Source organism: Nocardia sp. bgisy134 (assembly GCF_965341865.1).
Taxonomy (GTDB): Bacteria; Actinomycetota; Actinomycetes; order Mycobacteriales; family Mycobacteriaceae; genus Nocardia.
Genome location: NZ_CBDQZP010000012.1, coordinates 138,939 through 164,670 on the forward strand (window position 1 = coordinate 138,939; position 25,732 = coordinate 164,670).

General features: G+C 69.8%; 28 protein-coding genes. 18 read left to right on the forward strand and 10 right to left on the reverse strand.

Annotated features, from left to right (window positions below; genetic code table 11):
• Positions 1-72: 72 nt before the first annotated feature.
• Entirely contained in the window at positions 73-927 is an 855-nt protein-coding gene (locus tag ACRWNM_RS21860) for a class II glutamine amidotransferase (protein ID WP_431969913.1), read from the forward strand.
• Between the two features lie 117 nt (positions 928-1,044).
• Here the strand turns inward: ACRWNM_RS21860 and ACRWNM_RS21865 are convergent, their stop codons facing one another.
• The 4 genes from ACRWNM_RS21865 to ACRWNM_RS21880 form a co-directional block, all read right to left on the reverse strand.
• Entirely contained in the window at positions 1,045-1,935 is an 891-nt protein-coding gene (locus ACRWNM_RS21865; protein WP_431969914.1) for a PASTA domain-containing protein, read from the reverse strand.
• Between the two features lie 201 nt (positions 1,936-2,136).
• Positions 2,137-3,090, reverse strand: coding sequence for a pyridoxal-phosphate dependent enzyme (locus ACRWNM_RS21870; protein WP_431969915.1), 954 nt, complete (start codon positions 3,088-3,090; stop codon positions 2,137-2,139).
• Between the two features lie 97 nt (positions 3,091-3,187).
• On the reverse strand, positions 3,188-4,498 hold the full coding sequence (locus ACRWNM_RS21875) for an FAD-binding oxidoreductase (protein ID WP_431969916.1): 1,311 nt from the start codon (positions 4,496-4,498) through the stop codon (positions 3,188-3,190).
• 71 nt (positions 4,499-4,569) lie between these two features.
• Entirely contained in the window at positions 4,570-5,073 is a 504-nt protein-coding gene (locus ACRWNM_RS21880; protein ID WP_431969917.1) for a DoxX family protein, read from the reverse strand.
• A 433-nt stretch (positions 5,074-5,506) separates the two neighbouring features.
• Between ACRWNM_RS21880 and ACRWNM_RS21885 the strand changes: the two genes are divergently transcribed.
• The 7 genes from ACRWNM_RS21885 (at position 5,507) to ACRWNM_RS21915 (ending at position 10,620) form a co-directional block, all read left to right on the forward strand.
• Complete coding sequence (locus tag ACRWNM_RS21885; protein WP_431970018.1) at positions 5,507-6,229, forward strand: tetratricopeptide repeat protein; 723 nt, start codon at positions 5,507-5,509, stop codon at positions 6,227-6,229.
• 17 nt (positions 6,230-6,246) lie between these two features.
• The gene (locus ACRWNM_RS21890) at positions 6,247-6,798 is read left to right on the forward strand and encodes a hypothetical protein (protein ID WP_431969918.1); all 552 of its coding nucleotides are present in this window, start codon (positions 6,247-6,249) and stop codon (positions 6,796-6,798) included.
• A 376-nt stretch (positions 6,799-7,174) separates the two neighbouring features.
• The gene (locus ACRWNM_RS21895; protein ID WP_431969919.1) at positions 7,175-7,918 is read left to right on the forward strand and encodes a peptide ABC transporter substrate-binding protein; all 744 of its coding nucleotides are present in this window, start codon (positions 7,175-7,177) and stop codon (positions 7,916-7,918) included.
• A 95-nt stretch (positions 7,919-8,013) separates the two neighbouring features.
• The gene (locus ACRWNM_RS21900; protein ID WP_431969920.1) at positions 8,014-8,520 is read left to right on the forward strand and encodes a VOC family protein; all 507 of its coding nucleotides are present in this window, start codon (positions 8,014-8,016) and stop codon (positions 8,518-8,520) included.
• Between the two features lie 52 nt (positions 8,521-8,572).
• Positions 8,573-9,391 carry a MerR family transcriptional regulator gene (locus ACRWNM_RS21905; RefSeq protein ID WP_431969921.1) on the forward strand — a complete coding sequence of 273 codons (819 nt, stop codon included), beginning with the start codon at positions 8,573-8,575 and terminating at the stop codon, positions 9,389-9,391.
• Positions 9,392-9,448: 57 nt separating this feature from the next.
• The gene (locus ACRWNM_RS21910) at positions 9,449-10,150 is read left to right on the forward strand and encodes a helix-turn-helix transcriptional regulator (RefSeq protein ID WP_431969922.1); all 702 of its coding nucleotides are present in this window, start codon (positions 9,449-9,451) and stop codon (positions 10,148-10,150) included.
• Between the two features lie 89 nt (positions 10,151-10,239).
• The gene (locus ACRWNM_RS21915; RefSeq protein ID WP_431969923.1) at positions 10,240-10,620 is read left to right on the forward strand and encodes a VOC family protein; all 381 of its coding nucleotides are present in this window, start codon (positions 10,240-10,242) and stop codon (positions 10,618-10,620) included.
• A 116-nt stretch (positions 10,621-10,736) separates the two neighbouring features.
• On the opposite strand, the gene ACRWNM_RS21920 is transcribed toward ACRWNM_RS21915, so the two are convergent.
• Both ACRWNM_RS21920 and ACRWNM_RS21925 read right to left on the reverse strand, forming a co-directional pair.
• Complete coding sequence (locus ACRWNM_RS21920; protein ID WP_431969924.1) at positions 10,737-11,609, reverse strand: LLM class F420-dependent oxidoreductase; 873 nt, start codon at positions 11,607-11,609, stop codon at positions 10,737-10,739.
• Positions 11,610-11,660: 51 nt separating this feature from the next.
• Positions 11,661-12,983, reverse strand: coding sequence for a flavin monoamine oxidase family protein (locus ACRWNM_RS21925; protein ID WP_431969925.1), 1,323 nt, complete (start codon positions 12,981-12,983; stop codon positions 11,661-11,663).
• Between the two features lie 64 nt (positions 12,984-13,047).
• Between ACRWNM_RS21925 and ACRWNM_RS21930 the strand changes: the two genes are divergently transcribed.
• A complete protein-coding gene (locus tag ACRWNM_RS21930) occupies positions 13,048-13,617 on the forward strand; it encodes a TetR/AcrR family transcriptional regulator (RefSeq protein ID WP_431969926.1) in 570 nt (189 codons plus the stop codon).
• On the opposite strand, the gene ACRWNM_RS21935 is transcribed toward ACRWNM_RS21930, so the two are convergent.
• The 3 genes from ACRWNM_RS21935 to ACRWNM_RS21945 all read right to left on the reverse strand — a co-directional run bounded on the left by ACRWNM_RS21935 (position 13,607) and on the right by ACRWNM_RS21945 (position 15,009).
• Positions 13,607-14,170, reverse strand: coding sequence for a hypothetical protein (locus ACRWNM_RS21935; RefSeq protein ID WP_431969927.1), 564 nt, complete (start codon positions 14,168-14,170; stop codon positions 13,607-13,609). The two genes, ACRWNM_RS21930 and ACRWNM_RS21935, sit on opposite strands and share 11 nt — an antisense overlap.
• Positions 14,171-14,328: 158 nt before the next feature.
• A complete protein-coding gene (locus ACRWNM_RS21940) occupies positions 14,329-14,535 on the reverse strand; it encodes an EF-hand domain-containing protein (protein WP_431969928.1) in 207 nt (68 codons plus the stop codon).
• A 138-nt stretch (positions 14,536-14,673) separates the two neighbouring features.
• Positions 14,674-15,009 carry a hypothetical protein gene (locus ACRWNM_RS21945; RefSeq protein ID WP_431969929.1) on the reverse strand — a complete coding sequence of 112 codons (336 nt, stop codon included), beginning with the start codon at positions 15,007-15,009 and terminating at the stop codon, positions 14,674-14,676.
• 177 nt (positions 15,010-15,186) lie between these two features.
• Here ACRWNM_RS21945 and ACRWNM_RS21950 point away from each other — a divergent pair, with 177 nt between their 5' ends.
• The 8 genes from ACRWNM_RS21950 to fadD8 all read left to right on the forward strand — a co-directional run bounded on the left by ACRWNM_RS21950 (position 15,187) and on the right by fadD8 (position 23,342).
• Positions 15,187-16,035 carry a hypothetical protein gene (locus tag ACRWNM_RS21950; protein WP_431969930.1) on the forward strand — a complete coding sequence of 283 codons (849 nt, stop codon included), beginning with the start codon at positions 15,187-15,189 and terminating at the stop codon, positions 16,033-16,035.
• 182 nt (positions 16,036-16,217) lie between these two features.
• Positions 16,218-17,144, forward strand: coding sequence for an NAD(P)H-dependent flavin oxidoreductase (locus ACRWNM_RS21955; RefSeq protein WP_431969931.1), 927 nt, complete (start codon positions 16,218-16,220; stop codon positions 17,142-17,144).
• A gap of 85 nt (positions 17,145-17,229) precedes the next feature.
• Positions 17,230-17,688, forward strand: coding sequence for a Zn-ribbon domain-containing OB-fold protein (locus ACRWNM_RS21960; protein WP_431969932.1), 459 nt, complete (start codon positions 17,230-17,232; stop codon positions 17,686-17,688).
• Positions 17,681-18,166 (forward strand): Zn-ribbon domain-containing OB-fold protein, encoded by a 486-nt coding sequence (locus ACRWNM_RS21965; protein ID WP_431969933.1) that lies wholly within the window; start codon positions 17,681-17,683, stop codon positions 18,164-18,166. The genes ACRWNM_RS21960 and ACRWNM_RS21965 overlap by 8 nt, the downstream gene beginning before the upstream one ends.
• On the forward strand, positions 18,159-19,235 hold the full coding sequence (locus tag ACRWNM_RS21970; protein WP_431969934.1) for a lipid-transfer protein: 1,077 nt from the start codon (positions 18,159-18,161) through the stop codon (positions 19,233-19,235). Before ACRWNM_RS21965 ends, ACRWNM_RS21970 begins: the two co-directional genes overlap by 8 nt.
• Positions 19,232-20,392 (forward strand): thiolase domain-containing protein, encoded by a 1,161-nt coding sequence (locus ACRWNM_RS21975; protein WP_431969935.1) that lies wholly within the window; start codon positions 19,232-19,234, stop codon positions 20,390-20,392. The genes ACRWNM_RS21970 and ACRWNM_RS21975 overlap by 4 nt, the downstream gene beginning before the upstream one ends.
• Before the next feature lie 106 nt (positions 20,393-20,498).
• Positions 20,499-21,689: a thiolase C-terminal domain-containing protein gene (locus tag ACRWNM_RS21980; protein WP_431969936.1), complete on the forward strand. Its 1,191-nt coding sequence runs from the start codon at positions 20,499-20,501 to the stop codon at positions 21,687-21,689.
• A gap of 48 nt (positions 21,690-21,737) precedes the next feature.
• Positions 21,738-23,342, forward strand: coding sequence for a fatty-acid--CoA ligase FadD8 (gene fadD8 / locus ACRWNM_RS21985; protein ID WP_431969937.1), 1,605 nt, complete (start codon positions 21,738-21,740; stop codon positions 23,340-23,342).
• A gap of 78 nt (positions 23,343-23,420) precedes the next feature.
• Here fadD8 and ACRWNM_RS21990 read toward each other — a convergent pair whose 3' ends face one another.
• On the reverse strand, positions 23,421-24,971 hold the full coding sequence (locus tag ACRWNM_RS21990) for a succinic semialdehyde dehydrogenase (protein ID WP_431969938.1): 1,551 nt from the start codon (positions 24,969-24,971) through the stop codon (positions 23,421-23,423).
• An 80-nt stretch (positions 24,972-25,051) separates the two neighbouring features.
• On the opposite strand from ACRWNM_RS21990, the gene ACRWNM_RS21995 reads away from it, so the two are divergent.
• Entirely contained in the window at positions 25,052-25,714 is a 663-nt protein-coding gene (locus ACRWNM_RS21995; protein ID WP_431969939.1) for a TetR/AcrR family transcriptional regulator, read from the forward strand.
• The last annotated feature ends 18 nt before the right edge of the window (positions 25,715-25,732 follow it).

Consider the following 25,732-nt stretch of genomic DNA (forward strand, 5'->3'; position numbering starts at 1 on the left):
GCGTCCGCGCGCTAGGCTCGACTCGTCACGGGCACGATCATTCGATGCGACCGGCGCAGGGATGAGGCCAGCATGTGTCGACTTTTCGGGATGACAGCAGCACCACGGCGGGTCATGGCGACGTTCTGGCTGCTCGACGCGTCGGACAGCCTCGATCACCAGAGCGAGACGAATCCGGACGGCACCGGGCTCGGCACCTTCGACATCGCGGGGCGACCGCGGATCGAGAAACAGCCGCTGGCCGCGTACGAGGACCGCCAGTTCGCGGTGGAGGCCAAGCACCGCGAGTCGGCGACCTTCTTGGCTCATGTCCGGCACGCGTCCACCGGCGCGCTCACTCCGAACAACACCCACCCGTTCACCGAGCAGGGGCGGATCTTCGCGCACAACGGCGTCATCGAGGAGCTTTCCCGGCTCGACGAGGAACTGGGCCGGTATCGCGAGCTGGTGAAAGGCGACACCGATTCGGAACGCTTCTTCGCGCTGATCACCGAACATATCGACGCGCACAGCGGAGACATCACCGCCGGAATCACCGACGCCGCGCGCTGGGTCGCCGACCAGCTGCCGATCTTCGCGATCAACCTGCTGCTGACCACCGCCACCGAACTGTGGGCGCTGCGCTACCCCGCCACGCACGACCTCTACGTGCTGGAACGCGAACCCGGCGAACACCTTGCGCACCGGGGCACCAAGGGAACCGTTCGAGTCCATTCGACAGATCCGGCGCAGACCCCGACCGTGGTGGTAGCCAGCGAGCCGATGGACGACGATCCCGGCTGGCAGCTCGTGCCGACCGGCGAACTCCTCCACGTCGACGGGGACCTGCGCGTCCACCGCACGACGATCCTCGATCGTCCCCCGGCCCATCCGCTCTCGCTGTCCGACCTCAGCGCCGAGGCCGCCGCATCCCAGATGCATCGCTGACGCCCGCTCGCGGTCCCCCCTGACCCGCTGCGTTCCGGTTGGCCCGCAACGCTTCCCGGTGTTCGAGACGACCGCCGCGCTCGCCGGAGCTGTCGCAGTGACACGCCGACGAAGAATTCAGCAGATCCCGTACTCGTAGCCGATCTCACGGGTCGTCAGCATGATCAGTGCCCCGGTCGCGACCTTCGTGCCCGCCGCGGGCTCCTGTTCGGCGACAACGCACTGGCCGCCGCGCGGTCCACGGCCGGTGCCGCCCATGACCTTCGCCGTCAGACCGGCATTCGTCAGCAGATTCTCCGCCGCGGCGGGCCGCTCACCGCGCACATCGGGCACCGTGACCGACGCGCTCTGCCGCTGTGCGCCGTCGAGGGTGAGAGCGCTCGATTCGCGTGAGACTCGGAATCCCTTGCCGTTCAGGTTCTCGGAGCAGCTCACGCCATTCTGGGCGGAATGGCAGGTGTAGCCGTTGGCGGTCAGCGACGAGCCGTAGGGCAGCACCGTGCTGGTGGTCGTGAACAGCGGTGAACCCGCGATGCAGAAGAAGTTCGTCCCCGACGGACCCACTCCCAACCCCGGGACGGGAGCTTGCAGCCCTTCGGGTTGCGCGCAGTCCTGCGCTCCGGCGGGCGTGGCGGCACGGCCCTGACAGGCCGCTCCGACGGGCACGCCGTAGGCGCTCACCGATGCGTCGAAGATGGCGCAGGAGAACGCGCCGCTGGGCGAGGTGAAGAAATAGCCTGCCCGTCCGAATCCGTCATCGTCTTGACGATATTCGGCGGTATCGGCCGGTTTCGCACTGGTGGTGGGGGTCGCCGCGGCAGCGGGCGCTGCGGGCACCTGGGTGGTCGTCGTGGGAGCTGTTGCCGTATCGGAGTTTCCGCTGGAGCAGCCGGACAACAGCACGGTGAGTGTCGCCGCGAACGCAGCGGCAGCACGCATCACACTCTTCCGATCGAAGCGCGGCTGCCCAGCTCCCACTCCCAGTCCCCGGTCCTGCTCGATGCTCACGTCTATTCCTCCCGGTGGGGTGCCCAGCCATCCTGTCGACTTCGGCATGAACCGACGAAGAGCGTAATGGATTCTTGCCCAATGCCTTTCTGTGACGTGGGACTACCCCGGCAAGATGCCCTGCTCCACTCGGCGTGCCGGCCGCAGCGGTACTGGCGCTGGTGGTGCTGTGGCCGCACCGGCCCGCACAGGCTGAGGCCATCACATCGCCGACATGAGGTCGGCGGGGTCGGTGTTGGCGCCGCAGAGGACGAAGGCGATGCGTTCGCCGGGGTGCGGGCGGTAGCCGCCCGCGCGCACGGCCGCCAGGCCGGTGGCCGCGCCGTGTTCGACGGCGATGCGGTGGCGGTCCCAGAGCAGGCGGCGGGTGGCGATGATGGCGGGGTCGTCGACGACTATGGAGTGCACGTCGGCGGCTCGGGCCCACGCCAACGCCGCACCGCAGATCCGGAGCGCGCCGAGGGAATCGGCTGCGACGGAATCGATGTCGACCTCGAGCACCGCGCCCGCGGCGAGCGCGGCGTGCAGCGCCCTGCTGCCGTCGGGTTCGGCTCCGACGACGCGGATGCCGAGGCGGTCGGCGGCGGCGGTGATGCCGGAGAACATGCCGCCCACGCCCACCGCGACCACCACGGTGTCCAGATCGGGGACGGCGGCGGCGAGTTCGAGCAGGATCGTGCCTGCGCCCGCGGAGGTGAGCAGGTCGTCGTGGGTGTAGGCGTCGATCGCGCCGGTCCGCGCCATGAAGGTGCGCGCCGCCCGCTGCGCGTCGGCCTGGCCTGCTCCGCCGACACGGACCTCCGCGCCGTAGCCGCGCAGCCGGGCCACCTTCGCCTCCGGCGCGTCAGCCGCCAGGAACACGGTGGCTGGAACGCCGAATTGCTGTGCGGCCCAGGCGAACCCGAGATCAGCGTTGCGGCCGGTCGCGGCCACTATGCCTGCCGAGGGCACGGCACGCGAATGCACGAGCGCGGCAACCAGATTGACCGCGGCGCGCGCCTTGAACGAGCCGGTGTGCTGGAGAAATTCGAGGGCGAGGTAGGCCTGCGCTCCCGGCACCAGGTCCCGGTCGGCGGCGATGACAGTGAGCGGCCGGACGGCCCCGGTGACGCGATCCGCGGCGTCTTGGACGTCGCCGAAGGTCGGGTTGAGCATGCGATTCACCTTAAGACCGAACGGCCGGGCGAACGCAGGGCGCGGGACCCGAGGGTCCGCGGCCTGTCTGCGCCCGGCTCGGCGGTGCGGCCGATTCCTATCCCAGCACCGGGTAGTTCGACCGGATCACTCCCTGCGGATCTCGCGCCCGCTTGATCTCCCCGAGCCGCGCCAGCGTGCCCGCGTCGAACGCGCTCGCCGCGGTCTCCTCCGGCGTGAGGAAGGTGTAGGGCTTGCGGCCGCTGATGCTGCCGCCGAGCGCGTCGACGATCTCGCCGCGGCGGCCCTTGACCGCGTCGGCCAGGTGCGGGAGGCCGAGGCCGAGCAGATACAGCAGGTAAGGCTCGGCGACGGGACCGCGCGCGCCGCCGCCGGGACGGGTTGCGGCCAAAGCGCCGCCGAGGTGGCGGATCTGGATGTCGACCAGCGGGGCGACCGGGCCTTCCAGCACGGTCTTGACGACCGCGTCGTCGAGGGCGGTCAGCAGTTCGCCGCGGGACAGCGAGGGACTCGGGTCGGTGGGTTCGGCGGTGATGGCGCCGAGATCGGCCATCGCCAGCGCACCCCGCGTGTCCGTGATGGCGCCGACGATCGTGTCCAGCGCGGCGAGCAATTCCCGGCCCGCCTCCGGATCGCCGAGGTAGGCGGCATCCAGCGCGACCATCGGCGGCGCGTCCGGGAACTGGAAACGGTGGAACCACAGTGTCAATTCGGCGGGCGCGTCCGAGGTCAGCCGCTGGAACAGCTCGAACACCTCGGCGGTGCGGGCGGCCGGCCACATCACCCGGCCGCCGTAGAGTCCGGGCGCCGGGAACAGGTCGAACTCCATGCCGGTCACCACGGCGAAATCACCGCCGCCGCCGCGCAGCGCCCAGAACAGCTCCGGATCGTCCTCGGCCGTCACCCGTGCCACGGCGCCGGTCGCGTCGACGATGTCGAAGGCGCGCACCGCATCCGACGCCCAGCCGTGCTTGCGCCCGAACCAGCTCAGACCGCCGCCGAGCGTGTAGCCGGTCACCCCGACCACTGGGTTGCTGCCCGCGAGTCCGGTGAGCCCGTGCGTACCGGCCGCGGCCTGCACCGCACCCCATTGCGCGCCCGCGCCGACCTTCGCGATCCGCTGTCCTGCGTCGATCTCGATGCCGTCGAGCCGCCCGGTGCGCAGCAGGATCGCCTCCGGAATCCCGCCTGCCGCACCGTGTCCGGTCGGCTGCGCCACCACCGGGAGGGCCGCTCGCGCCGCATGGGTGACGACGGCGGCCACGTCGGCGGCGTCGGCGGCCTCCACCACCGCGGCCACCGGCTGGGTGACCGTCACATTCCACGGCCGGGCGGCTGCGTCGAATCCCTCGTCACCGGGCAGCAGCACCCGGCCACGCACCGCGTCTCGGAGAACTTCGAAAGACATGGTCTTTTCCTAACTTTCAGTCGTATACAAAGAGGTGGGGGCGCGGTCGCCTTTGCCCGCGCCCACCGGAATTACGCGCGGCGGAACTTCAACGCGAGGGGCAACGGCTTCGGGTCGCGCTGGGCCGGGGCGCGCAATGCCCACGAGACCAGCGTGAGTCCCGCGAAGACCAGCGGGGACACCACTTTGGCGGTCGGATCGCCGACCGCGAGATGCGAGGCGGCCGCACCGGCGTAGACGAAGAACAGTCCGGCGTAGGCCCATTCCTTCAGTCGCGGGAATCCCGGCGTCACGACGGCGGCGACCGCGGCCACCTTGGCCGCGCCAAGGATCGTCGCGAAGTACATGGGGTAGCGCAGCCCGGCGAAGGTCTCCTCGACGTACGGGATGCGGGCCAGATCCCAGTACGCGCCCACGACCGACTCGGTCAGCACCAGGCCGGTGGTCGCGGCGAAGACGGCGAACTTGGTTCGCGATGCCGCGGTGCGGCCCGCCACGGAGTCGATCAGGCTCCGCACGTGGTGTGCCGGGGTCGCGCCGGGCAGCGCGGTCGGGGTCGCGACGTGTGTGTTCATGGTCGGTGTTCCTTTCGGATCTGCTTTCGATGGGTGGCCGCCCGGTACCTCTCTGACGACGCCGGGCGGAAAACTGTGACAGGGCGGGAAAGCCGCGGTTCAGGCCTCGTCCGTCCGGATGTCGTGGCGGACGAGCGGCCAGTCGTTGGCGACCCGCCCGACCAGCGCCACGTAATCGCCCGAAGACGCCCAGCGCGACCTGCGCGACCACCTCGACGATCTGGGCGACGAGCACCGCGATCCTGGCCCTCGTGCTCTCGGTGACAGCGCTGTCGCGCAACGCTTTCGCCAGTTCGACGTAACCGCGCAGCGCGGCCGGGCTGTTGCCGATCGTCTTGATCAGATTGGGCGTGAGGCCGCACAGCTGCTGAGCCGCGTCGAACAACGCCGCGGTCGGGCCCGGCAGGCCGCTGAGCTGTGCCGGTCGACCGGCATCGCCTACGAGGAGGCCCGCGCCTACAACACCCTGGGCAACGTCTCCTCCCGTCGCCGCGACTTCGCCGCGGCCAGAGAACTTTTCGGCCGCGCGCTCGAACTCACCCACGCGGCGGGCAACCGGGTCGGCGAGGCACATGTGCTCGGCAACCTCGGCGTCGTCCTCGATCACTGCGGCGAGCCCGAGCCGGCCGCCGACCACCTGAGCCGCGCCCTCGCCATGCACCGCGAGCTGGGCAACCGGCGCGGGGAAGCCCTGGTGCTCAACCACATCGGCCTGCTGCACCGCCGCGACGGCCGAACCGGCCCTGCCTTCGACCACCACCTCCGGGCCGCGGAACTGTACGCCGAGCTCGGCGACCACCACGATCGCGCGGCCGCGATCAACGGCCTCGGCGAAACCGCCAGGGCGGCAGGCGATCCGCGCCGCACACTGGCCGACCACACCGCCGCGCTGCGGCTGGCCGAGGACCACGGCAACCGACCCGAGCAGGCGCAGAGCGGAAGAGGGCTTGGCACGCACCCACCACGATCTCGGCGACACCGGCCGCGCCCGTCACCATGCTCGACGGGCCTTGGCGGGTTGGCGGGCGCTGCACGTCCCCGACGCCGAGGATGTTCGCGAATTCCTCGACGGCTTGGGTTGATTGACGGACGGTTGACTGAACGAGCGAGGTCAAACGCGACGCCTGGTCCACTGGCTGACATGTGGTCTGCCTGAAGAGAGGACGGGGCGTCATGTCCACCGACGTCGGGAAAGCGGCCGCGGCGACTCGCAGCGGCGGCGCGGTGGCGCTCGCGCTCGCGGCGCTGTCGGCGGGCGGATTTCTTTCGGTCGCGATCTGGGTGTCGACCCGCGTGCAGGTGAGTCCGGAACTGCATCGCCTCGCGCTGTTCGTCCACCTGGCGGCACTGGTCGTCGGGCTCGGCGCGGTGCTGGTCGGCGACTATTCGGCCCTGCTGTGGCTGACCGGGCGAGTGAGTACGGTGCAGATGCTGCGCGACATCGGCCGGTTGCATCTGCCGATCTGGGTCGGCCTCGCGGGGTTGGTCGGCAGCGGGATGCTGCTCGAGCCCCAATTCGAGGTCTTCGCGACCAGGGTGAAACTGGCTCTGGTCGCGATTCTTCTGGTCAACGGGATACAGGCGATGGCGCTCGAACGGCGCATGGTCGCGGCGGGCCCGCGGCTCGGCGTCGCGCTCGTCCTGCGCGGCGCGGTGACCGCCCTCGTCTCCCAGTCATGTTGGTGGTGCGCGATGTGGATCGGCTTCACCGCGACGCAGTCTTGAACAATTGACCGGATTTGATTGTCCTGCCGCACAGCGTATTACGGTCAATGCACGGCGCTGCTGCACTGAACACGGGCGTCATCGACGACACGCATCGATCGCGCGCCCGGCTTCACGCAGGAAAGGCAGTACCCGATGCGAAAATCCCGACTAGTGCTCAGCGTTCTCACCGCTTGTCTCACGGCTCTCGGCGCGGTGGGTTGCGGCGCGGACACGAACTCCCCCGGCCGAGACGCCGGTCTCCTCAGACTCAACACGACCGAGCCGGAGAACCCGCTGGTTCCCGGCGACACCACCGACGCCGGTGGATCGAAGATCCTTCGGACGATGTTCAAGGGCTTGGTCGACTACGACCCGCGCACCGCGGCGCCCCGCAATGCCGTCGCCGAATCCATCCAGACCGACGACGTTCCCGCTGTACGACCCGCGTTTCGCCGATCCGCGCGTACGCCAGGCGATTTCGATGTCGATCGACCGGCAGCACGTCATCGACACGGTGTTCACCGGCGATCGCGCCCCGGCCGACGGACTCGTGCCGCCCACCGTGCGCGGCGGGACCACCGGCCAGTGCGGAACACTGTGCCAGCACCGGCCGCAGCAGGCGCGGGAGTTGTTCGACAGCACGGGATTCCAGGGTCCGATCGAGATCGCGTCCAATGTCGACTCGGCCAACGAGAAGTGGCTCACCGCGGTGTGCTCGTCGATCACCGCCGCCCTCGGCCGCGAATGCCGGTTCCGGCCGGTGCCGACGCTCGGCGAGTTCCGGCGGCAGATCAATGCGCACCAGATGCAGACGATCTACCGCACCGGCTGGGTCGCCGACTATCCCTCGATCGAGAACTTCCTGAATCCCCTGTACCGGACCAGCGGCTCGTCCAACACCGGCCGCTACAGCAACCAGCAGGTCGACGCGCTGCTCGCCCGCGCGGACGCCACCGCGAACGAGCAGGACTCGTGGGCTCTCTACCAGGAAGCCGAACGCCTTGTCCTGCAGGACATGCCCGCCGTTCCGCTGGTGATCCCCGGCGTGCAGACCGGCTGGTCGGAGCGCCTGCGGAACGTGACCGTCACGCCCTTCCGTGACCTCGACCTGGAAACGGTGACGATCGCCGAGCAGTGATACGCCGATCCGTCGTGCCTCGATGGCGACCCCCATCGAGGCACGACACCGCGGCGACTTGACCCTGACGTTGCGTAAGGCTCGACGATGACGTCATGACCGACACATTCCCCGCCTTCGATATCGGCCCCGTCCCGATCCCCGCCCTGGACGCCGCGCCACCGGAGCTCTTCCGCGGCATCTACGGAATGCCGATGTTCGTCACCGTGCCGACGCCGGATCTGGCCGCGTCGGTCGACTTCTGGACCAGAGGACTCGGGTTCTTCGATCTGTTCTCGGTTCCCGGCCGTGTCACCCACCTGCGGCGCTGGGCGTTCCAGGACGTCCTGCTCGTCCCGAACGAGGACACCCCGGTGAATTCGGCACTGAGCGTGAGCTTCTCGTGCGTGCTGAGCCAGCTCGACGAGATCGCGTCCGCCTGTGCGGAATTGCTGCCAGGCTGCACGACCGGACCGCAATCGATGCCGTGGAACTCGGTGGAGCTGGAGATCCGCACCCTGGAGCACACCAGGGTGATCATGACGGCGGCCCGGCCCTACGATCCGAACAGCCCGGAGGCCGACATGCTGCGGTCCATCGGAATCGAAGCGCCGGAAGCGTGACCCGGCCGTGGCCGACGAGGGCTGACACCGCGTGACTGCCAGACTGGCCGGTGTGACGCACCGACCTCGCGACGACGCCGACCCGGCCGACGGGCTCACGGTCGGCGCCGTCGCCGCGCTGGCGGGCGTCACGGTCCGTGCCCTGCACCACTGGGATTCCATCGGGCTGGTCCAGCCGTCCGAGCGCACCGACGCCGGTTACCGGCGCTACTCCGCGGCGGACCTGGCCCGTATTCGCCGGGTGCTCGTCTACCGCGAGCTCGGTGTGCCGCTGACCGACATCGCGGAGCTGCTGGACGCGCCGTCGGCCGAGGCGATGGCCTCGCTGCGCAGGCAGCGCGCCCAGCTGCGTGAGCGCGTCGCCCAGCTGCACCGGATGGGCGACGCGCTGGATCGGGTGATCGAAGCCAGGACGTCCGGCATCCTGCTGTCGGATGAGGAACAGGTGGCGTTGTTCGGCCCGCACTGGCAGCCGTCGTGGCCCGGACAGGCACGCGACCGGTGGGGCGACACTACGCAGTGGGCGCAGTACGCCGAACGCGCGGCGGGCCGCACCGCCGCGCAGTGGCAGCAGATCGCCGACAACGTCGCGGCCCTCGACGCGGAGCTCGCCGCGGCACACCGCGCCGGGGTGGTTCCAGGAAGCGACTGGGCCAACGCGCTGGCGGAGCGGCATCGGGCCTCGATCGGCGCGTACTTCGACTGCACCCACGCGATGCACGTCTGCCTGGGGCGCACGTTCGCCACCGATCCGGGGTTCGCCGCCCACTACGACCGCATGGCGACCGGCCTGAGCGCCTGGCTGCGCGACGTCATCGACGCCAATGCGCGCGCCAACGGCATCGATCCCGCATCGGCGCGGTGGGCCTGACGAGGCGCGCTCGGCCTGCGGCCGGAATGTGTCGGTGGGCGGCGCTACGGTGACGGCGTGAACCGCACGGATCGGTTGTACGCGATAGTCGAGGAACTGCGGGCGATCTCGCCGCGTCTGCGCAGCGCGCGCGAGCTGGCCGAGCGATACGAGGTGAGCGTACGGACGATCGAACGCGACATCTGCGCGCTACAGCAGGCCGGTATCCCCATCTACGCCGATGTCGGCAGGCGCGGCGGGTACGCACTGGACAAGAGCATGTCCCTGCCGCCGTTGAATTTCACGCCCGCGGAGACCGTCGCGCTCGCGGTCGCGCTGGCCCGCCATCGCGGTGGCCCGTTCGAGCGGGCGGGTCACAGCGCATTGCGCAAGATCGTCGCGGTGCTGCCGGAACGCAACGCGGTCGCCGCCCGAGATCTCGCCGCCCGCATCCGATTGCTGGATTCCGTTGACGCGGAACAGGATCACCGGATTCCGGCGGTGATCGAACGGGCCATCGAGGTCGGCAGGGTGGTGCGGATCGGCTATCTCGACCGGTTCGGCGCGCGCACCGAACGCGACGTCGAGCCGTTCGCATTGGTGAGCGGGATCAATGGCTGGTATCTGGCGGCCTGGTGCCGGATGCGCGACCGTCCGCGCTGTTTCCGGCTGGACCGGATCGCGTCGGCGGCGGCGACCGAACTGCCCGCACCGCACCGGCCGTTCGACGGCTCGGCCTGGGACATTCCGGACGACGGGCTTCGGGTCGTCGCGCTCTGAAACCGTTTCGAAAACACCGACAGGGGGTTGTCGCTGCGGCGGGAGATCGTGATCGGGCAAGGCAACGACCCGAGATTCGGAGACGATAGATGAGCACTCCCCCGTACAACACGGTGACCTGGTTCCAGGTCGGCAGCGACAAGCCCGAGCAGATCAAGAAGTTCTACGGCGAGCTGTTCGGCTGGTCCTTCGCCCCCTACGGGAGCGACGACGAGGGCTACGAACTGATCCACTACCCCGGCAACGACGCGCCGAGCGGCGGCGTCGCGCACACCCCGGACAGCGCGGCCAATCACGCTACTTTCCTGGTCATGGTCGAGGACGTCGCGGCCACCGTGGCCGCCGCCGAGGCACTGGGCGCCAAGGTGCTGACCCCGCCCGCCACCACCTCGGACGGTCTGGTGTCGGCCGATCTGCTGGACACCTCCGGCAACCATTTCGGCGTCTTCAGCCCCGCGCCGTCGGCGTGATCGAACGGTGAGCACGGCTCCCGGCGCATCGAGGACGATGCGCCGGGAGGCGCGACGAACCACTGATCGAGGCGGCCCCGGAACGCGCGTGGCCGGAACGAAGGCGAAGGTACGTCCTAGCCGAGGTCGGCCAGTTGCGAAACGGCCGGCGCGAAATCGTCGATCCACGCGGCAGGCGATCCGGTCGTCGGGATGACCATGACGGCCTGCACGCCGAGCTTGGCGTAATCGGCCATCGCCCGGACGAATTCGTCGCGGGTGTCGAGGGTCGGCCGCGGACTGTTCGCCATGATCGTCTTGCGGATCTCGTCGTAGTCGCGACCGACCTCGTCGCAGTGCCTGCGCAAGACGTCGAGCTTGTGTTCGACATCCTGGGGCGTGCCGAACAGGTTGCACGCATCGGCGTACTGCGCGACCAGTCGCAGCGTCTTGCGTTCCCCGCCGCCGCCGATCATCACCTTGGGACGGTTGATCGGCTGCGGCGAACACAGTGTCTCGGCCAGCTGGTAGTGCTTGCCCTCGAACGGTCCGTTGTTCGCCGGATCCCACATCTGTCCGCAGATGCGCAGAGCCTCCTCGAGTCGCTCGAACCGTTCGGCGACCGAGGGGAACGCCACGCCGAGCCCGCGGTGCTCGCGCTCGAACCAGGCGGCCCCGATCCCGAGCACGGCCCGCCCGCCCGACAGCACATCGAGCGTGGTGACGATCTTCGCGAGCAGACCGGGATGCCGGTACGTCACGCCCGTGACGAGCAGGGCGAGGTCGATCGTCGAGGTGTGCGCGGCAAGGAAACCGAGCGTGGTGTAGCCCTCCAGCATGTTCGCTTCCGCGGGACGGCCGGTCGGCTCGATCTGGAAATAGTGATCCATGAAAGACAACCAGGTCGCGCCCGACGCTTCGGCCGCCGCGCCCACCCTGGCCAATTCACCGGCGATGGCGGTGGTCCCACCGTCGATGTCGAAGATCGGTATGTGAAAGCCGAGCTCCATCTTGTGATCTCCTCGTGTGTCGGCAAGCTTCGGCAAGCCTGCGCCCTCACGCTACGACTTGGAGTGCACTCCAAGGCAAGTCGAGCCCAATGCCGCGAGGACCTCGTCGGCGGCGCGTTCACCGGAGACGACCGCGCCTTCCAGGTAACCGCTCCACCGCGACGCGGTTTCGCTGCCCGCCCAATGGATCGGCCCGGTCGGCAGCGCCGAGTCGGCGAGCGCGTCGAGCGCGCCGGGGCGCGGAATCGCCGTGTAACCGCCGCCGACATGGGGATCGAGGTGCCAGGACTTCTCGTGCCAGCTCAGCGGATTCATCGTCGCGTACCCGAGCTGACCCGCCACCGCGGCCAGCACCGTGTCGCGCCGCTCGGCGGCGGTGAGCCGGTCGAGCGCTTCGGCGGCACGGCCGGGAATCAGCACGCACAGATGGCCGGGGCCGCCGGGCGGTGAAACGTCGAAGGCCGCAGGCACCGGCCCGTCGAGGGCGACGATCGCGCCGCTGAGCCCGCGTTCGCGCCAGAACGGCCTGTCGTAGACGGCGATCGCCTTGTAGATCGTGCCCATCCTGAGGTTGTCCTGGACGTATGCGCGCTCGCGTGGCAGCGGTGGATGGTGTCGTATTCCGGCGGCGACCGGCGCGGGCACGGCGACGATCGCCCGCGCCGCGCGCACCGAACCCGCCGGGGTGGCGATGGTCACGCCGTCGGCCGACCGGGTGATCGCGGTCGCGGGCCTGCCGAGATGGACGGCGGAGCCCAGCTCGGCGGCCAGCTTTTCGGCCAGCCCGCCCGCCCCGCCCGAGAGCAGCGATTCCTGTGCGCCACCCGCCGTGCCGAGCAAGGTCCGCAGCCCGCCCGCCGAGCGAATACCGACGGCGAGCGCGCCGACGGAGATGCGGTCGAGGTCGCAGGCCGTCGCCTCGGGCAGGACCGCCTCGACCAGGCGACGCGCGCGACCGCCGAGAATCCCGGCCACCCAGTCCGCCACCGTGACGTCGTCCCACCTGGGGCCTGCACCCGTGCGCGCCAGCAACTCCAGCAGCAGCAGCGCCGCCGCGGCCGCGGCCATGGTGAGCGGGCCGATCCGTATCCGTCGCCCGCCTTCGAGGACGACAGCTTCGCCGATCTCCGGAGTCGGGAACAGAGTCATGCCGAATCCCTCTGCCAGCGAGATCATTCGGGCGTGGTGGTGGCCGATCCAATGGCCGCCGAGATCCACCGGCGTACCCGCCGCCGAACGCTCGGTCTGCGCCCGTCCGCCGACTCGATCGGCCGCTTCCAGGACGCGTACGTCGATGCCGTGCGCGTGCAAAGCGCGTGCCGCGGTCAGCCCCGCGAATCCGGCGCCGATGACCGCGACGGTCGCCTGCTCCATCGCCAACTCCTTATATGAAACGCTTGTTGCAAAACAAGTGTTGCACAAATGCTAGACTGCGGCCATGCCCCGCACGGTCGATCGCACCGCCCGCCTGTCCGCGATCGGCGACGCCGTCGTCGCCCTCGCCGTCGACTCGGGATTCGCGGCGGTGACCATCCGCTCGGTGGCCGAACGCGTCGGCGCGTCCACCTCGGTGGTGACGCACTACGTCGGCGGCCGGGACGAGATGCTGCGCGTCGCGGTGCGGCGCGAGATCGAAGCGCGTCGCGAGCAGGCCGAGAACGCCATGGCGGGCCACCGCGGCGCGACGGCCGCGCGCGCCCTCATCGAGTGGGCGGTGCTCACCGCCGACGAAGCGACGCACCGGTTCTGGCTCGCGCTGATCGTCGCCGCCCCCACCGAACCGGTCCTGCGCGCGGAACTGGACGCGTTCAACGCCTGGTGGGACGCCCGGCTCCGAAACATGTTGCGCGAGGCGGGAGTCGCGGAGCTCGAGCACGCGGCCGATCTGCTCAACGTCGTCGTGGACGGCCTCGTCGTCGGCGCGTTCGACGAGGGCGCGCCGTGGCCGCAGGACCGCCGTCGGCAGGTTCTCGCCACGACGTGGGGCGCCTTGGGCCTTACCGGGTAGCCGCAGCGCCCGCGCCCGCGGGCCGCACACCGACGACGTAGGTGTCGAAATGCTGAATGCAGTCCGCCGATACCGGGGCGCCGCAGCGGGATATCTCGGCCTGATTCGCCGGGTGCGACTCCAGTCGATCGAAGATGGACTCGACGGCGGTGGGCACGCGGAATCCGGGCCGGTCCGCCATCGTCAGCGTCGCGCCATCGGCCGAATGATTCGCGCCCGCGTCGTACCACGGCCTGATGGCCGCCGCATTGCTTCCGGTTCCCTGGGGCGGCAAAGTGTCGACGTGCCAGGACAATCGACCGGAATCGACCGACCACACCGGGTCGCCATAGGCGGAGGAATCACCGTTCGCGCCGTGCACACGTAATTCGTGCGCGGCGAATTGCAGGAAATGCACCTGAAAGTCGGGCGGCAGAGCCGCGTTCGACTCGAACTCGAGAACGATCGCGTCGTCGAAGACCTCCCCCGGCGCGTCGATCGAGCGGACCTCCGCGTCGTCGCGAACGGTCAACCGACCATATCCGGGGACCTCGAGACTCTGCCACACGCCCATGGGAATCCTCTGTCCAGCAGGGGGTTTCACCATAGATCGGCAGAGTCGCGATGACCGTTACCGCGATGGCGGCATGCCGCGAGGACCCCTCGGCCAGAGGGGCCCTCGCGGGTTGCGATCGCGGCGCGCAGCGGGCGCTCCGTCGACGCCGGGTCTGCTCAGAGCGGCGCGCGAGCGGCGGTCAGGAATTCATCCCTGCTGATCCTGCCGTCGCCGTCGATGTCGACCTCGTCGAACCGGGACATCAGGATGTCGATGTCCCGAACCTGGTCGCCGTAGTGCTGAATGAACTCCTCGCGGTCGATGTAACCATCGCCGTCGATGTCCATCGCATCGAATTTCCGGTGAATGTCCTGAATATCCATGCGGTTCTCTCCCTAGCTTCTAGGGGGCGGCTGCTGCCACCCCGAGAGGACAGGTATCGAGCCGTGTTGGAGAAACTGACCCGTCAAGGATAGTCGGGCGCGGTATTGCGTGTGCGAAAATCGCGCGACCGCGAAAATCTACCCGCCGACCTCTTTGGTGGCCGACCCCGCGATCGCCGATACCCGCCACAATTCGACGGCGAGCAAGAACGCCTGCACGCGCCCCTCGACTTCGTCGAGCACGACTCCGTCGGGCCAGGACACCCGGCAGTGATACCAGCAGCGCCGCGCGCGATCGCAACGCCGCGGCTCCGGCGAGAGGAGATCCCGGCAGACCCGCCTGGCGAGTTCGGCGAGCGCCGCCGACGTCTGCGCCGGTGTGCCCACGTTGCCGACGCGCCACCACAGCTCCTGCGTCCGGCCGGGGCGGGAGATCTCTACGAGGTAGATCAGTTCGGTGTCCTGATCGCTCATACCCATGCACTTTGCCAGAAACCGACCGGTCTTCCCGGGTCTCGGTGTGCGCGTGTTGTTCCCCGGCGAAACGCGAGCCGTGTTGATTACCGGTTCACCCCGAGAATGCGGTTACTTTTCAGGACGGCGCCGGACACCGAGGTTCGGCGCGAGTGATTGGACCCTGAACGGAACGCGATGAGCACACCTGTTGTTCCCGGTACTGCCGGTTCACCGCCCGGGTACCTCTGGCGGTGGGTTTGGCCCGAATCCCGGGCCGTCGCATGGTTGTTGGCGTCCTCGGCCGCGCTCGTCGGCGCGGCGGCGGCCTCGGTCGCGGGAATGGTGGCCGACAACGACTTCGTCGTGCGCGTCGCCGCGCTCCTGCTGCTGCTGGCCGCGATGACCGGGGCGATCTATCGCGTCACCAGCATCGAGGATCGCCCTTGGGTGCACCAGGGCGACGGGGCGTCCACCTTCGTGCTGCGATACCTGCCGACCCGTGTCGCGCCGGTGCTCGCCGCGCTCACCGCGCTGGCGGTCGCGGCGCTGTGGATCGGCGTCCTCGAACGAGCGCTCGAACCGATGTTCTTCGGGATCGCGCTGCTCGTCTCGGTCCTCGTCCTCGCCTGCCTCGGAATCCGGTATCGGCGGGCCGCGCGGCTCTGCCTGTCCCCGCACACCATTCGCGTCACCACCCGCAACTTCGATTGGGAATTTCCCTGGGAGGCGATCGATTTCGAGGCCGGGTTCGACGCGAAGGGCACCGAGACCATCGCGATCCGCTGCCCGCGCGCCGCGGTGACCACCCGGCCGACGCCGGGAAGGACCCCGACCCACCTGCGGCCCCCGAAGGACAGCCCGAACGGCCCGTGGAAGGTCGCGCCGATCATGTGGGGCGTCAGCCCGAACTCGCTGTTCTCCGCCCTCGACCATCTGCGGACCGACCCCGGACTCCGCGCCGAACTGACCCACGCCCAACTCACCGCCATGCTCACCCCGCCACCGTGGCAGACCCGGCGGCCGCTCGACATCGATCCGCTGTGAGATAGCTCCGACGTCCTCGACCGCCGCCCGCGCGTGCGCTCCCACTCGGAGAGACCCGGCTGCGCGAGCCGACCGGGCGGACGGATCGGCGCTGACATCATGGACGGATGTCGTCGCAACGGGAACCGTTTTCTTCGGATGATCGAGCAGCGTCACGCCTGAGCACCGAGTGGTCGCGAGCGATGGGCTTGCGCGTGCCGGTGGTCAACGCGCCGATGGGCGGCGTCGCGGGCGGGCGGTTGGCCGCCGCGGTGACCTCGGCGGGCGGGCTGGGGATGATCGGCATGGGGAGTGCCGGATCGGCGGCGGCCCTGCGCGAGGAACTCCGGCACACGACGGCGCTCGCCGGGCGATTCGGCATCGGCCTCGTCGAGTGGGTCGTGACCGCCGATCCCGAATTGCTGGACGTGGCCATCGCGGCGGCTCCCGCCCTGATCTCGGTGAGTTTCGGGACCGATCCGTCCTGGATCGCCCGCGTGCGCGACAGCGGAATCCGCACGGCCACACAGGTTTACAACGCGACCGAGGCGCGCCGGGCCGAAGACTCCGGTATCGACGTGGTGGTCGCGCGTGGCGCCGAGGGCGGCGGCCACGGCGCGGTGGAAATGGCGACGCTGCCACTGCTTGACGCGGTGCTCGACGCCGTCTCGGCGCCGGTCCTGGCCGCGGGCGGCATCGGATCGCCCGCGAGTCTCGCCGCCGTGCTCGCCACGGGGGCCGGCGGCGTATGGCTCGGCACGCGCTTGGCCGCCTGCGCGGAGTCGTCGCTGTCGGAGGCGGGCCGCCGCGCGCTGCTCGCGGCCGACGGCACGGACACCGTCGTCACCACGGCGTTCGACGTGGCGATGGGACTGCCCTGGCCCGCCCGATTCCCGGCGCGGGTGTTGCGCAACGACTTCACCGCGCGGTGGGCCGGTCGCGAGGACGCGCTGCGCACGGACGAGCAGGCGCGAGCCGCGCTGGCGGCCGCTGTCGCCGCCGACGATCCGCGGACCGCACCGATCGATGCGGGTCAAGGGGTCGGCGCGATCACCGCGGTCACCCCGGCGGCCCAGGTGATCGACGAGCTCTGCTCGGGCGCGGCGGAGCTGCTCGCTCGCACACCGTGAGTCCGCGACGCTCGCGGACCGCGCCCTCAAGCACTTGATTCAATCAAGTGATTGAGGCAGACTCCAGCCGTGAAAGGAGCTGCCGATGTCCGCTGATGTCGACGAGGGCCTGCGCGCCCCGTATGAGATCGAGTTCCCGTTCGAGCGAACGGTGGGACCGGTCGTCGGAACCTTCCTCGCCGGTCTGCGCGAGCGGCGGTTGTTCGGCGCGCGGACCGAGCGCGGCACGGTGGTCTGCCCGCCGCCCGAGTTCGATCCGGTGACCGGCGGGGAGCTCAGCGAGCTCGTCGAGGTCGCCCCGGTCGGCTCCGTCGAGTCGTGGACCTGGGTGCGTGGCCGCCCCGGCGATCCGGTCGACGGCGACTTCGCCTGGGCGTTGATCGCCGTCGACGGCACGGAGGGCACGTTCTTCCACGCCCTCGACGTCGGCGGCGATCCGGCGCGAATCCGGCGCGGCCTGCGAGTACGGGCGCGGTGGGCGGACGAACGCCACGGCGTGCTGTCCGACCTGCGCTGTTTCGAGCCGGAGGAAGGCGATGAATAGCCCACTGCCGGAACCGGTTTCGCTGATGCCGACCCCGCTGCGGATGGAATACACGTTCGTCGCGGGCGTCGGGCGCTCGCGGTTCCTGCGCGGCCTGTCCCAGCGCAAGCTGCTGGCGGCCACCTGCCCGTCGTGCCGCCACGTCTACCTGCCCGCGCCGGAATTCTGCGCACGCTGCCTCGTCGAGCTCGGCGAACCCACCCCACTCGACGGGCGCGGAGTCGTCTCCACCTTCTGCGTCGTCAGCTTCCCCTTCCCCGGGCAGGAGATCGATCCGCCCTACGTGGTGGCCTACATCCAGCCGCACGGCGCCGACACCCGGCTGATGCACCTGATTCGCGAGGTCGAGATCGCCGAGGTCCACATCGGCATGGAGGTCGAACCGGTCTGGCGCGAGGGCGCCGATCTCGAGCCGTCCTGGATGAGCATTCGCCACTACCGCCCCGTGTCGCCCAGCCAGGAGGTTCCGCATGCGTGAGGTCGCCATCGTGGGCTCGGCACAGTCCGCGTGCCTCGCCGCGAACCGGCGCGACGACATGGCGGGCATTCTGCTTCCGGTGATCCGCGAGGCGCTCGCCGGAATCCCGCTCGACCGCGACCGGGTCGATTTCGTGTGTTCCGGCAGCCACGACTTCCACGAGGGACGCACCTTCGCCTACATCGACTCGCTCGACGCCGTCGGCGCGTGGCCGCCGATCGTGGAGTCCCACGTGGAGATGGACGCGGCGTGGGCGTTCTACGAGGCGTGGTCGTGGCTTCAGCTCGGGCACGGCGATATCGCCCTGGTGTACGGGATCGGCCGCGGGTCCCTGCCACGCGACCTCGACCAAGTCGTGCCCGCCCAGCTGGATCCGTATTACCTCACGCCGCTGCGACCGCACCGCGACGCGATCGCGGGCATCCAGGCCTGCGCGCTGCTCCAGTCCGAGCTGACGACCGAACGCGAGATGGCACGGATCGTCGCGCGCAGCCTGGCGGATGCCACGAAGAATCCGCACGCGCAGGTCTCGGGCGACTACGAGATCGACGAGTTGCTCGCCGAACCGTATGTGGCAGCGCCTCTGCGCCGCCACGACGTGTCACCGGTCGGCGACGCGGCGGCCGTGGTCGTACTCGCCGCGGGCGACGTGGCGAGATCGCTGTGCGAGCGTCCGGCCTGGGTGCGCGGCATCGACCACCGGATGGACGGGCACTATCCGGGGTCGCGGGATCTGACCAGGGCTCCCTCCGCCGGACTCGCGGCCGTCCGCGCGGCGAAGGCCGCGGGCTTCGACGCGGGCCGGGTCGAGATCGCCGAGCTGCACGTCGAATACTCCGCGCAGGAACCCCTCTTGGTTCGCGAGCTCGGCCTCGGCGCGGCGACGGCGATCAATCCGTCGGGTGGGCCGCTGGCGGGCAGGCCGACCACCGCGACGGGCCTGATCCGAATCGCCGAGGCCGCCAAGGGGATTCGCTCGGGGCTGGCGCGACGCGCTCTCGCACATGCCACGAACGGTCAAGCGCTGCAACAGAATCTGGTCTGCCTGCTGGAAGGAGACCCGGCATGAGTGAACCCGTCGCCGTCATCGGCATCGGTCAGGGCAAGCAGGCCAAGCGCCGCGAGGTGACCATCGGCGCGCTGGTGCGCGAAGCGGTCGCGGCCGCGATGGCCGACGCGGAGCTCGAACTGGGCGATGTCGACGCCGTCGTGCTGTCCAAGACACCGGATCTGTTCGACGGGGTGATGAATCCGGAGCTCTATCTCGCCGACGCGCTCGGCGCCCGCGGGCTCCCGGTGACCAGGGTCTTCACCGGCGGCAGCGTCGGCGGGCACGCGGCCATCTACGGCGCGCACCTGATCGAGGCTGGGTTGGCGAGGCGCGTGCTGGTCGCGGCGTATTCCAAAGAGTCCGAAGGCAATTTCACCTGGGCCCTCTCGCGCGGTCTGCCGTTCAGCGCCAAACTGGGCGCGGGCGCGGGCGGTCATTTCGCGCCCGTCATCCGCGAGTACATCCGCCGGTCCGGTGCGCCCGAGCACATCGGCTGGCAGGTGGCGGTCAACCACCGGCGCAACGCGATCCGCAACCCGTACGCGCACGTGCACATGCCCGACATCACCGTGGAGAAGGTCAAGGAGTCCCGCATGCTGTGGGACCCGATCCGCTATCTGGAGTCCTGCCCCTCCTCCGACGGCGCCGCGGCGATCGTGCTGTCCGCGGAATCGGAGGTCGGGAGTCCGGCCCGCCCGCCCGCGTGGATCCACGGCATGGCGTTCCGCACCGAGACCGGGCACTTCGCCGGGCGCGACGAGGTCAACCCGCGTGCGGGCGCCGAATGCGCTGCCGACGCCTACCGGCAAGCCGGAATCGCCGACCCCGCAAGGGAAGTCGACGTCGCCGAGCTGTACATCCCGTACAGCTGGTACGAACCGATGTGGCTGGAGAACATCGGCCTCGCCCCGCTGCACCAGGGCTGGAAGCTCGTCGACGACGGCACCACCCGTTTCGGCGGGGCGCTGCCGATCAACCCGTCCGGCGGCGTACTGTCCGGCAACCCCACCGGGGCGACCGGGCTGATCCGCTTCCTCGAGGCCGCCCTTCAGGTCCGCGGCCTGGCGGGCGAGCATCAGGTCCCCGACGCCCGGCTGGCCATCGGCCACGCCATGGGCGGCGCCTCCCAGTTCCACGCGCTCTGGGTCGTCGGCGCCGAACGGCCCACCACGTGAACCGGATTCCGTGCAGACCTTCCACACGCCTCGCAGCGGCCACAACCCGTGCGAGGCGTGCGAAACCGCTGCGAGAGCGGCGATGAACCGAGACAGGAGTGCGAGGATGCGACGGGTGTTCGTCGTCGGCGTCGGCATGACGCCGTTCGTCAAGATCGGGTCCATGGCGTGGACCTATCCGGAGATGGTCGGCGCGGCGGTGCGCGACGCGCTCGGCGATGCCGGGCTCGGTTACGACCGGGTCCAGCGCGCCGCGGTCGGCTATGTGTTCCAGCCCTCCGCGGCGGGACAGCGCGCCCTCTACGACGCCGGCATGACCGGCATTCCGGTGGTCAACGTCAACAACAACTGCGCCACCGGCTCCACCGCGCTCATGCTGGCGCGCGAATGGGTCGGCGCGGGGCTCGCGGACGCGGCGCTCGCCGTCGGATTCGAGCAGATGACCAAGGAAGCCATGGCCGGGCCCGCGACACCACCGAAGACCACCACCGTCGACGCGCACCTGCGAGTCATGGCCGCCCAGTACGACTTCGGCCGCGCGCCGATGACCACGCAGTTCTTCGGCAACGCCGCGCTCGAGCACGGCAAGCGCTACGGCACGACGCCCGAACAGCTGGCCGCCGTCGCGGTGAAGAATCACGCGCACTCGACGCGTAATCCCTTGGCGCAGTTCCAGAATGCCTACACCCTGGAGCAGGTGCTCGGCGACGCGCCGGTGCACGGCCCGCTCACCCGTTCGCAGTGCTCGCCGATGTCGGACGGCGCCGCGGCGGCCGTGCTGGTGAGCGAGGACGTGGTGCGCGAGCACGGGCTGGAGGCGCAGGCCGTGGAGATCCTCGCGCAGGAACTGGTCACCGACGACGAGACCGCGTTCTCCACCGCGTCGATGATCGATGTCGTCGGAGCTCCGATGACCCGCATCGCGTCCCGGCGCGCCCTCGACACCGCGGGGATCGCCATCGACGAGGTCGACGTGATCGAACTGCACGACTGCTTCTCGATCAACGAACTCATCACCTACGAGGCGCTCGGCCTGTGCGGGGAGGGCGAATCGGGCGCGCTGGTGGAATCCGGCGCCACCACCTACGGCGGCGACTGGGTGGTCAATCCGTCCGGCGGGCTCATTTCCAAGGGACACCCGCTCGGCGCGACCGGACTGGCGCAGACGGCCGAACTCTCCTGGCAGTTGCGCGGACTCGCCGCCGAGCGGCAGGTACCGGACGCGCGGATCGCTTTGGCGCACAACCTCGGTCTCGGCGGCGCGTGCGTCGTCACCCTCTACGCCGCGCCGGCCTGAGCCGGGCCGAACAATGGTCAACGACGAGCCTTCGGAGCTGAAACATCCATGACGACAATCGATCACGACACTCACCTGCGACTGCCGGTGCACAACGGTCACAGCCTGCTGGCCGGTCTTCGCAGGCACCGGCACGATCCGGTGCTCACCCTCGGCGACACCGTCCTCACCGGCGCCGACGTGCTCGATGCGATCAGCCGCTACGCCGCCGCGTTCGCGGCCAACGGCGTCGGCACCGGCACGCCTGTCGGTGTTCTGGCCATGAACCGGCCCGAGGTGTTGTTCACCATCGCCGCGGGACAAGTCCGCGGCTATCGGCGCACCGCGCTGCATCCGATGGGCGGACTGGACGACCACGCCTACGTCTTGGACGACGCGGAGATCACCACCCTGGTACTCGATCCGGTACCCGCTTTCGTCCAGCGCGCCCGCGAACTCGTCGACCGGGTGCCGCGGCTGAATCGCGTCCTCGTGCTCGGCGCGGTGCCGCCGGAGCTGGCCGACGTCGGCATCGATCTGACGGCGGCCGCCGCGGCGGTCGATTTGGAGCCGATCGAGGCCACCGACCTGTCGCCGGACGACGTGGTCTCGATCAGCTACACCGGCGGCACCACCGGAAAACCCAAGGGCGTCATCGGATCCGCGCTCACCATGGCGACGATGACCCAGATCCAGCTGTCGGAATGGGAATGGCCGCAACGACCGAAGTTCCTGATCTGCACGCCGCTGTCGCACGCGGGCGCCGCCTTCTTCCTCCCCGTGGTCCTGCTCGGCGGGCAGTGCGTGGTGCTCCCCCGCTTCGAGCCGGGCGAGGTGCTGCGCGCCATCGAGGAGCACCGGATCACCGCGACCATGCTGGTGCCGTCGATGCTCTACGCGCTGCTCGACCATCCGGATCTCGCGACCCGCGACCTGTCCTCGCTGGAGACGGTGTACTACGGCGCCTCGGCCATCGACCCGACCCGGTTGACGCAGGCGATCGAGCGTTTCGGGCCGATCTTCGCGCAGTACTTCGGGCAGTCCGAGGCGCCGATGGCCATCAGCTATCTCGGGAAGCGCGAACACGATTCGCAGCGCCTCACCTCCTGCGGACGTCCCTCGGCCGCGCTGCGCGTCGCGCTGCTCGATGGCGACGACAAGGTGGTCGCGCCCGACGAGGTCGGCGAGATCTGCGTCTCCGGGCCGCTGGTCGCCGCCGGCTACCTGAACAAGCCCGAGGCGACCGCGGAGACCTTCCGCGACGGCTGGCTGCGCACTGGTGATCTCGCCCGCCAGGACGCGGACGGCTTCCTGCACATCGTCGGGCGCAGCAAGGACATGGTGGTCACCGGCGGATTCAACGTCTTTCCCCGCGAAGTCGAAGACGTCGTCGCCGAACACCCCTTGGTCTCGCACGTCGCGGTCGTCGGCGTGCCCGACCCGCGCTGGGGCGAGGCGGTCACCGCGGTCGTCGTGCTCGACCCTGCCGCGCACAGCGATTCGACCGCCGTCGAGACGATGATCGCCGAGATCCAGGAGACCGTCCGGCAGCGCAAGGGTTCGGTCCAGGTGCCCAAGCACGTCCTCGTCATCGACGAACTGCCGCTCACCGGACTCGGCAAACCCGACAAGAAGGCCGTGCGTGCCTTGGCGGCCGACCGGCTCGGCAACTGAACAACCAACTGGCGAAACCGGCTGACACTCAGCCGGTTTCGTTTCGTTATTGCGACTGCTCCCGCCACGGATTCGCGATCACCGGATGCGGAAGCGGCGCAGCAGCGACAGCGTGGTGAGGGTGCGGTCGAGGTATTCGTCGTACGGCTGACCCGGCTTCGGTCCGAGTACCTGGCGCTTCAAGGTGGCCACGTTGGTCGATTCGGTGAACTTCAACAGGCCCTCGTCCCCGTTGCGCACGCCCATCCCCGACGCCTTGAAACCGCCGGAGGGCGCGCTCTTTCCGGCGTAGGCGAGCGCGGCGCAGTCGTTGACGTTCACGTGTCCCGCGGCGAGGCGAGCACCGACCGCGCGCGCCGCGGGCAGGTCGCGCCCCCACACGCTCGCGCTCAGCCCATAGCGCGTGTCGTTTGCGAGCTCGACCGCCTCGTCGACCGTCGCGAAGGGGTACAGCGCGACGACGGGACCGAACGTCTCCGCGCCGAAGACGTCCATCTCACCGGTGACACCCTCCAGCACCGTCGGCGCGTAGAAGGTCGGGCCCAGTTCCGGAAGCGCTCGGCCGCCGGTGAGCACGCGCGCCCCTGCGGCCTCGGCTTGCTCGACCTGCGCCGCCACGCGGGCGCACTGATCGGCCGAGATCACCGCGCCCATGTCGGCAGCGAAGTCGTAACCCGGCCCGACCCGCAGCGCCGAGACGCGCGCGGTGAACTCGTCACGGAAAGCGGCATATACCGATTCGTGAATGTAGATCCGCTCGATGTGCAGGCACAGCTGACCGGTGTTGGCGAAGACGCCGTTGATCGCGCTGTGCACCGCCGCGGGCAGGTCGGCATCGGCCAGCACGATCATCGGATTCTTGCCGCCCAGCTCCAGGCACGATTCGACGAGGCGCTCCCCCGCCTGTCTCGCCACCAGCCGCCCGGTCGCCTCGGAGCCGGTGAACATCACGAAATCGGCGCCGTCCACCACCGCGGGCCCCACCACCGGACCCTCGCCGCACACGAGCTGGACCAGCCCCTCGGGAAGCCCGGCCTCGAGCAGCAGCCGCAGCCCGAACGCCGGGCTGAGCGGGGTTCGGTTGTCGGGTTTGAGCACGATTCCGTTCCCGGCCATCAGCGCGGGGATGGCATCGCAGTAGCCGATGGCGAACGGAAAGTTCCACGGCGCGATGACGCCGACCACGCCGCGCGGCTTGCGGACCTCGGTCGACGAGCTGACCAGCGGGATGGCGCCGGGATGCCACACCGGTCGCAGCAGTCGCGGCGCGCGCTTCAGATAGTGGCTGATGACCATCGGAATATCGCACAGCTCTTCGAAAGCCATCCGGCGCGCCTTGCCCGTCTCGATCTGGATCAAGTCGGTGATCGTCCGGTGATTCTCCAGGACCAGGCGGTGGAAGCGTTCGAACACGGCGAGGCGACGCCGCACCGGCAGGCGCGCCCATTCGGCCTGGGCGGCGCGGGCGCGGACGAACGCCGCGGCGACGTGGGCGGGCGAGGACTGCGGCAGGTCCGCCACCACGGTTCCGGTGAAGACCTCCGCCACCGGAACGGTGTCGGAGGGATCGCCGGTCACCAGGCTGGTCAGTGCCGCGAAGTCGTGGGCGGGGACGGTCGGCGTGCTCACGCACCGCACTCTATCAAGTGATTGCATCGGTTGATAGAGATTGCGTTTACGCTGGGCGAACGGTGATTACAATGCAGCAGGTGACCAGCGCAGCGGACCGTGCCGAGCTTCGGATCAGCGAAGCGGAACTAGCCATGCCGACCGACCAGCGCCTGATACTGGCCGCCGAGCGACTGTTCGCCGAACGCGGCATCGACGCGGTGTCCTTGCGTGCGGTGATGTCCGCCGCGGGCGCGAATGTCGCTGCGGTGCACTATCACTTCGGCTCCAAGGAAGCCCTGATCGAGGCGTTGATCCGGCAGCGAAGCGATGCGGTCGCGGCCCGGCGCGCCGCCCTGCTCGACGACGTGGAGCACTCGGGCGCGGTCACCGCCCGCGGCTTGGCCGAGGCGTTCGTGCTGCCCGTGTGGGAGATGGCGACCGGCGAGGGCGGATCCTGGGTCAAGTTCATCGCGGGCATCCTCGGCAGCGGCCATCCGGCACTGTCGACCGTCGCCGAGGGATTCGCCGATCAGGCCGTCCGCTTCATGACCTTGCTCGGCCGCGCCTTCCCCGACCTCCCCCGCCACACCATCCGCTTCCGGCTCGCCCAAGCCATGACATTGACCTTCCAGGTCCTCGGCGACGTGCACCAAACCCAGGACCTGCTCGCGATCTCGGGAGTCCAGCTCAGCCCCGAGCAGGTGATGACCGAACTCGTGGACGTCGTCACGGCGATCCTGGCCGGACCACCGTCGGACTGACGCGCACAACTCGGTGAA

Coding starts and splice junctions, on each gene's coding strand:
- ACRWNM_RS21955 (WP_431969931.1), top strand. CDS start 16,218: ATGGGCTTGCGCGTGCCGGTGGTCAACGCGCCGATGGGCGGCGTCGCG.
- ACRWNM_RS21950 (WP_431969930.1), top strand. CDS start 15,187: ATGAGCACACCTGTTGTTCCCGGTACTGCCGGTTCACCGCCCGGGTAC.
- fadD8 (WP_431969937.1), top strand. CDS start 21,738: ATGACGACAATCGATCACGACACTCACCTGCGACTGCCGGTGCACAAC.
- ACRWNM_RS21945 (WP_431969929.1), bottom strand. CDS start 15,009: ATGAGCGATCAGGACACCGAACTGATCTACCTCGTAGAGATCTCCCGC.
- ACRWNM_RS21960 (WP_431969932.1), top strand. CDS start 17,230: ATGTCCGCTGATGTCGACGAGGGCCTGCGCGCCCCGTATGAGATCGAG.
- ACRWNM_RS21975 (WP_431969935.1), top strand. CDS start 19,232: ATGAGTGAACCCGTCGCCGTCATCGGCATCGGTCAGGGCAAGCAGGCC.
- ACRWNM_RS21970 (WP_431969934.1), top strand. CDS start 18,159: ATGCGTGAGGTCGCCATCGTGGGCTCGGCACAGTCCGCGTGCCTCGCC.
- ACRWNM_RS21980 (WP_431969936.1), top strand. CDS start 20,499: ATGCGACGGGTGTTCGTCGTCGGCGTCGGCATGACGCCGTTCGTCAAG.
- ACRWNM_RS21965 (WP_431969933.1), top strand. CDS start 17,681: ATGAATAGCCCACTGCCGGAACCGGTTTCGCTGATGCCGACCCCGCTG.
- ACRWNM_RS21875 (WP_431969916.1), bottom strand. CDS start 4,498: ATGTCTTTCGAAGTTCTCCGAGACGCGGTGCGTGGCCGGGTGCTGCTG.
- ACRWNM_RS21925 (WP_431969925.1), bottom strand. CDS start 12,983: ATGGAGCAGGCGACCGTCGCGGTCATCGGCGCCGGATTCGCGGGGCTG.
- ACRWNM_RS21930 (WP_431969926.1), top strand. CDS start 13,048: ATGCCCCGCACGGTCGATCGCACCGCCCGCCTGTCCGCGATCGGCGAC.
- ACRWNM_RS21895 (WP_431969919.1), top strand. CDS start 7,175: ATGCCGTCGCCGAATCCATCCAGACCGACGACGTTCCCGCTGTACGAC.
- ACRWNM_RS21920 (WP_431969924.1), bottom strand. CDS start 11,609: ATGGAGCTCGGCTTTCACATACCGATCTTCGACATCGACGGTGGGACC.
- ACRWNM_RS21890 (WP_431969918.1), top strand. CDS start 6,247: ATGTCCACCGACGTCGGGAAAGCGGCCGCGGCGACTCGCAGCGGCGGC.
- ACRWNM_RS21870 (WP_431969915.1), bottom strand. CDS start 3,090: ATGCTCAACCCGACCTTCGGCGACGTCCAAGACGCCGCGGATCGCGTC.
- ACRWNM_RS21900 (WP_431969920.1), top strand. CDS start 8,014: ATGACCGACACATTCCCCGCCTTCGATATCGGCCCCGTCCCGATCCCC.
- ACRWNM_RS21915 (WP_431969923.1), top strand. CDS start 10,240: ATGAGCACTCCCCCGTACAACACGGTGACCTGGTTCCAGGTCGGCAGC.
- ACRWNM_RS21860 (WP_431969913.1), top strand. CDS start 73: ATGTGTCGACTTTTCGGGATGACAGCAGCACCACGGCGGGTCATGGCG.
- ACRWNM_RS21935 (WP_431969927.1), bottom strand. CDS start 14,170: ATGGGCGTGTGGCAGAGTCTCGAGGTCCCCGGATATGGTCGGTTGACC.
- ACRWNM_RS21880 (WP_431969917.1), bottom strand. CDS start 5,073: ATGAACACACACGTCGCGACCCCGACCGCGCTGCCCGGCGCGACCCCG.
- ACRWNM_RS21940 (WP_431969928.1), bottom strand. CDS start 14,535: ATGGATATTCAGGACATTCACCGGAAATTCGATGCGATGGACATCGAC.